Origin of the sequence: Streptomyces incanus (assembly GCF_042656345.1) — a bacterium.
GTDB lineage: Bacteria > Actinomycetota > Actinomycetes > Streptomycetales > Streptomycetaceae > Streptomyces > Streptomyces incanus.
Genome location: NZ_JBHSPC010000039.1, coordinates 1 through 5,555 on the forward strand (window position 1 = coordinate 1; position 5,555 = coordinate 5,555).

General features: G+C 71.1%; 3 protein-coding genes and 1 pseudogene. All 4 read right to left on the bottom strand.

All coding sequences use genetic code 11. From position 1 onward, the window contains the following. Window positions 1-157: 157 nt before the first annotated feature. Window positions 158-439 (bottom strand): HU family DNA-binding protein, encoded by a 282-nt coding sequence (locus ACFP2V_RS15925; protein ID WP_042173245.1) that lies wholly within the window; start codon window positions 437-439, stop codon window positions 158-160. A gap of 432 nt (window positions 440-871) precedes the next feature. Then, window positions 872-2,296, bottom strand: a complete 1,425-nt coding sequence (locus ACFP2V_RS15930) for an NAD-dependent malic enzyme (protein WP_381211847.1) — start codon at window positions 2,294-2,296, stop codon at window positions 872-874. A 431-nt stretch (window positions 2,297-2,727) separates the two neighbouring features. Then, window positions 2,728-5,085, bottom strand: a complete 2,358-nt coding sequence (locus ACFP2V_RS15935; RefSeq protein ID WP_381211850.1) for a HelD family protein — start codon at window positions 5,083-5,085, stop codon at window positions 2,728-2,730. Window positions 5,086-5,144: 59 nt separating this feature from the next. After that, window positions 5,145-5,555: pseudogene (locus ACFP2V_RS15940) on the bottom strand (RNA polymerase subunit sigma); the annotation flags it as partial.

A 5,555-nucleotide genomic window follows, 5' to 3' on the forward strand; every position in this document is an offset into this window, starting at 1 on the left:
GGCAAGGCCCTGGGCTGACGGGACCCGACGACCACGACACCGGCAGCACCCACCCGGCTTGTTTCGGTCTCGCCAAAGGGGCGGCCACCCGATCGGTGGCCGCCCCTTTGGCGTCACTATGCGTCGTACGCCGTCCCGGGACGTACGAACGGCAGGATTACTTGCCCTTGGCGGCTTCCTTGAGCTTCGAGCCCGCGGAGACCTTCACGCTGTAGCCGGCCGGGATCTGGATCGGCTCACCGGTCTGCGGGTTGCGCGCGGTGCGAGCGGCACGGTGGGTGCGCTCAAAGGTCAGGAAACCGGGGATGGTGACCTTCTCGTCCCCTTTGGAGACGATGTCGCCGACGATGTCGGCGAACGCGGCCAGCACGGCGTCGGCGTCCTTGCGGGTCACCTCGGCGCGGTCGGCCAGCGCGGCCACCAGCTCACTGCGGTTCATGTTGTTACTCCCGTGTTCTTCTTGCCGTTGAGGCGTGCCACGCGGCGGGGCCGCACTTGGGCACGACCAAGCCGATGCTGCCAGGGTCCTCGGTGAGTCCCCCGGACCCGGGTACTTACTCGGGTCCGCACGCCCCTGGAGATGCTGCCCCCTGAACGTGGTCCCGGTGGAGCATCCTGCCTCTACCTGCGGCGGTAAAGCCAATCCGGCACCCGCAGGAGCCGCGATACCACCCATGGAGTCACCCGTGGGAGTCATCCGGGGGACTCCCACGGCCCGGCCGACGGTGACGCTGCGTCCGCTGCCGGCAGCGGACCGCGGATGCCGGGGTCCGAGTCACGGCCGCCACCTTAGAGGGCGGCCGTATGCCACGGGTTCCACGACGCGCCGACCGCACACCTGCCGTGGTGATGGTCACAGCGGCGGCGACCCCTAGCCGACGGTGCCCGGGGTCTCCGTGCTCTTCGCGGCTTCCCGTACGGCGTCGGCGACCGCGCCCGCGACCCTGTCGTTGAACACGCTCGGGATGATGTAGTTCGGGTTCAGCTCGTCCTCGGTGACCACGTCGGCCAGGGCCTGCGCGGCGGCGAGCATCATCTGGGTGTTGACGGCGCGGGACTGGGCGTCCAGCAGACCGCGGAACACACCCGGGAACACCAGCACGTTGTTGATCTGGTTCGGGAAGTCGGAGCGGCCGGTGGCCACCACGGCCGCGGTCTGGCGGGCGACGCCCGGGTCCACCTCGGGGTCGGGGTTCGCGAGCGCGAAGACGATCGCGTCGTCGGCCATCGCGGCGATGTCGTCGCCGTCGAGGACGTTCGGGGCGGAGACACCGATGAAGACGTCCGCGCCGCGCACGGCCTCCTTCAGCGTGCCGGTCAGGTTCTCCGGGTTGGTGTGGTCGCCGATCCAGCACAGCGGGGAGTCGGCGGGGGCGTCCACCAGATCCGCGCGGCCCGCGTGCACCACACCGTGGATGTCGGCCACGACGGCGTTCTTCACACCGGCCGCGATGAGCAGCTTGAGGATGGCCGTGCCGGCCGCGCCGGCGCCGGACATGACGACCCGGACGTTCTCGATCGCCTTGCCGGTGACCCGCAGCGCGTTGGTCAGGGCCGCGAGGACGACGATCGCGGTGCCGTGCTGGTCGTCGTGGAAGACGGGGATGTCGAGGGCCTCGCGCAGCCGGGCCTCGATCTCGAAGCAGCGCGGCGCGGAGATGTCCTCCAGGTTGATGCCGGCGAAGCCCGGGGCGATCGCCTTGACGACCTCGACGATCGCGTCGGTGTCCTGCGTGTCGAGACAGAGCGGCCAGGCGTCGATGCCGGCGAACCGCTTGAACAGGGCCGCCTTGCCCTCCATCACGGGCAGGGCCGCCTTCGGGCCGATGTTCCCCAGGCCCAGCACGGCGGAGCCGTCCGTCACGACCGCAACGGAGTTGCGCTTGATGGTGAGGCGGCGGGCGTCCTCGGGGTTCTCGGCGATGGCCATGCAGACGCGGGCCACACCCGGCGTGTAGATCATGGAGAGGTCGTCGCGGTTGCGGATGGGGTGCTTGGACGCCATCTCGATCTTGCCGCCGAGGTGCATCAGGAACGTGCGGTCCGAGACCTTGCCCAGGGTGACGCCCTCGATGCCGCGGAGCTTCTCCACGATCTCTTCGGCGTGCCCGGTGGAGGTGGCCGCGATGGTGACGTCTATACGGAGCTTCTCGTGGCCGGACGCGGTGACGTCGAGGCCGGTGACCGTGCCGCCGGAGGACTCCACGGCGGTGGTGAGCTGAGAGACGGAGGTTCCGCTCGCCGGCACCTCCAGTCGGATGGTCATCGAGTAGGAGACGCTGGGCGCCGTTGCCATGGCCGACTTCCTCTGCTTTCACCGTGTAGCTGCTTTGTGCTGTCCGATCGTCGCACCTACCGCTGAGTACGTGGTAGCCGCATCCGATTGCGAACGTTTTGGTCACGGCGGAAGCGGGTAACTGCGAAAACTGCCGGAAAGACTGTTCCACCATACGAGAAGCCGAGGGTTGTCCGTAAGTCAACAAGGCAGCAAGTCAACGCGAGAGGCCCACGCCACCCGGAAGTGACATGGGCCTCTCGGTCGTTCAGTGACACCGGCCCGCCATGCTCGCCTCGCGGCAAGTGGTCGCTCGTAGCGACGAAGGTTGGGCCCGGGGGCTTGGATCGGGCCGGTGTCACTTGCCAGGCTAACAAACGGATGCCGTAGAACCATTCCCGCGGCCGGGTCATTCGCCGATCGACGCCGATCGACGCCGATCGACCGGCGGATCAGTCCCGCAACAGGTCCGGGACGCCGGACGGGTCCGGCTCGTCGCGTTCGGCCGAGACGACGGTGAGCTGCTGGGTGGCGCGGGTCAGGGCGACGTACAGGACGCGCAGGCCGGCCGGGGACTCGTCGGCGATCTCGGCCGGAGAGACCACGATCGTCGCGTCGTACTCCAGGCCCTTCGCCTCCAGGCTGCCGAGGGCCACCGCCCGGTCGCCGAGCCCGTCCAGCCAGCGCCGCGCCTCCTCGCGGCGCTGCATGGCGACGACCACACCGACCGTGCCGTCCACCCGCTCCAGCAGCCGGGCCGTCTCCGCGCGCACGGTCTCGGCGAGCGACGCACCCGCGCCGGCGCCGCTCCCCTGCGCCGGCACCTGGTCCTGCCCTGGTCCCTGCCCCCTGCCCGTGGTCACGAAGCGCGGTTCGACGCCGGTGGAGCGCACCGCCCTCGGCGACACGGAGCCGGGCATGGCGAGCGCGAGCACCTTGGCGGCGAGGTCGGCGATCTCGGCCGGGTTGCGGTAGTTCACGGTGAGCTCGAAGCGGCGGCGGGGCCTGCTGCCGAGGGCCTCGTCACGGGCCTGGGCGGCCTCGTCGGGGTCGGACCAGGACGACTGGGCGGGGTCGCCGACGACCGTCCAGGTGGCGTGCCGGCCGCGCCGGCCGACCATGCGCCACTGCATGGGGGTGAGGTCCTGGGCCTCGTCGACGATGACATGGGCGTACTCGGTGCGTTCCTGGGCGAGGCGTTCGGCCCGCTCGCGCTGCGACTCCTCGCGCACCGGCATCAGTTCCTCAAGACCGGTGAGCTGGTCCAGCGGGTCGAGCTCACGCCTGCGCCGGGGGCGGGCGGGGGCGCCGAGGACGGCCTGGAGTTCGTCGAGCAGCGCGATGTCGTGTACCGATCGGCCGTGCCGCCGCAGCGAGCGGGCGACCTTGCGGACCTCGCCCGGGTTGAGGACGCGCCGGGCCCAGCGGCCGAGGCGCCGCTCGTCGGCCATGGCGTCCAGCACGGCGGCCGGGGTCAGCTCGGGCCACCAGGCCTCGAAGAAGGTGAGGAAGTCGTCCTCGGTGGAGACATCGTCGTCGAAGGAGGAGCGCAGCTCGGCGGCCAGCTCCGGGTCGGTGTGCCGGCCGCCCGCGCCGGAGCGCTCCCACAGGGCGTCCAGGAGCAGCTTGCGGGCGCGGGGACGCAGCAGGTTCACCGGGGCGGTGCCGCCGAGGGCGGTGTGGCGGACGGCGGCCAGTTCGCCGGCGTCCAGTTCGAGCCGCCGGCCGAAGGCGACGACGCGCAGCCGGGTCGGCGTGCCGGTGCTCTCCAGGGCGCCGCGCGCGGCCTTCCGGATCACCCTGAGCATGCGGGACGAGCCCTTGGCGCGGGCCACCGCCGGGGCGTCGTACAGGGTGGCCTCGGCGCCGTCGACCAGGGAGCCGATGGCGCGGATGGCGACCTGGCCCTCCTCACCGAGGGAGGGCAGGACGCCTTCGGTGTAGGCGACCAGGAGCGGGGTGGGCGAGACGATCAGGATGCCGCCCGCGTACCGGCGCCGGTCCTGGTAGAGCAGGTAGGCCGCACGGTGCAGGGCGACGGCGGTCTTGCCGGTGCCGGGGCCGCCCTCGACGTAGGTCACGGAGGCGGCGGGGGCGCGGATCACCAGGTCCTGCTCGGCCTGGATGGAGGCGACGATGTCCCGCATGCTGTGCGTCCGGGCCTGGCCGAGCGCGGCCATCAGCGCGCCGTCGCCGATGACGGGCAGCTCGCGGCCGTCCAGGGAGGCCGTCAGCTCGGGGCGCATCAGGTCGTCCTCGACGCCGAGGACCCTGCGGCCCTTGGAGCGGATGACGCGCCGGCGCACCACCCGGCCCGGGTCGACCGGGGTGGACCGGTAGAACGGGGCGGCGGCGGGCGCCCGCCAGTCGATGACCAGCGGGGTGTAGTTCTCGTCGAGGACGCCGATCCGGCCGATGTGCAGCGTCTCGGCGATGTCGGCGGTGTGGTCGGGGCGGACGGCGCCCTCGGCGGGCTCGACGGCGGTGTAGGCGCCGTCGGTCCCCTTCTTGCCGTCCTTGCCGAGGAGCAGATCGATCCGGCCGAAGAGGAAGTCCTCGAACTCGTTGTTCAGCCGGTTGAGGTGGACGCCGGCCCGGAAGACCTGGGCGTCCCGTTCGGCGAGCGCGCCGGGCGTGCCGACCTGGCCGCGCCGGGCGGCGTCGTGCATGAGGAACTCGGCCTCGTGGATTTTTTCCTCGAGCCGCCGGTACACCCGGTCGAGGTGTTCCTGTTCGACACTGATCTCCCGGTCGCGAACGGAATCGTGAACCGGATCGACCGCGGTTTGCTGCTGAGCCTGAGCGGCCACCGGGCCCCCTTCTGACGTGCTGGGCAGCCGTCAACCGTACGCGAAGGGGGCCCGTCAGGCTACGCGTCGACCTCGACGAGCTTCTCGCCCTCGAAGGTCACGATCTCGAAGTGGTCGATCTTGTTGATGTCCATCGAGGCGCCGCCCTGGACGTGGAGCGGCTGCTTGGCCTTGTCCGTCTTGGCGTCCGGCAGGCCGTAGCCCCACTCCGGGACGGTCCAGGAGGTCGCGGTCTCCCGCTCGCCGTTCTTGCCGACGACGATCAGGGAGCACCTCTCGAACCCCTTGACGTTCGAGATCTGCGCGGCCAGTCCGGTGCCCCAGTCCTTCTCCTGGAACGCCACGGTCACGGAGACCTTGGTGTCCGGGTCGGTGGCCGTGAGCTTGTCGGGGATCTGGTCGAAGACGTCCTTCGCCGGGTCGGCGGAGAGGGTCCGGTTGGTACCGCTGCCCCCGCTGCCGCTGTCGCC

Bases quoted from the DNA above. Each gene is read 5' to 3' on its own strand.
- ACFP2V_RS15930 (WP_381211847.1), bottom strand. From the start codon at position 2,296: ATGGCAACGGCGCCCAGCGTCTCCTACTCGATGACCATCCGACTGGAG.
- ACFP2V_RS15925 (WP_042173245.1), bottom strand. From the start codon at position 439: ATGAACCGCAGTGAGCTGGTGGCCGCGCTGGCCGACCGCGCCGAGGTG.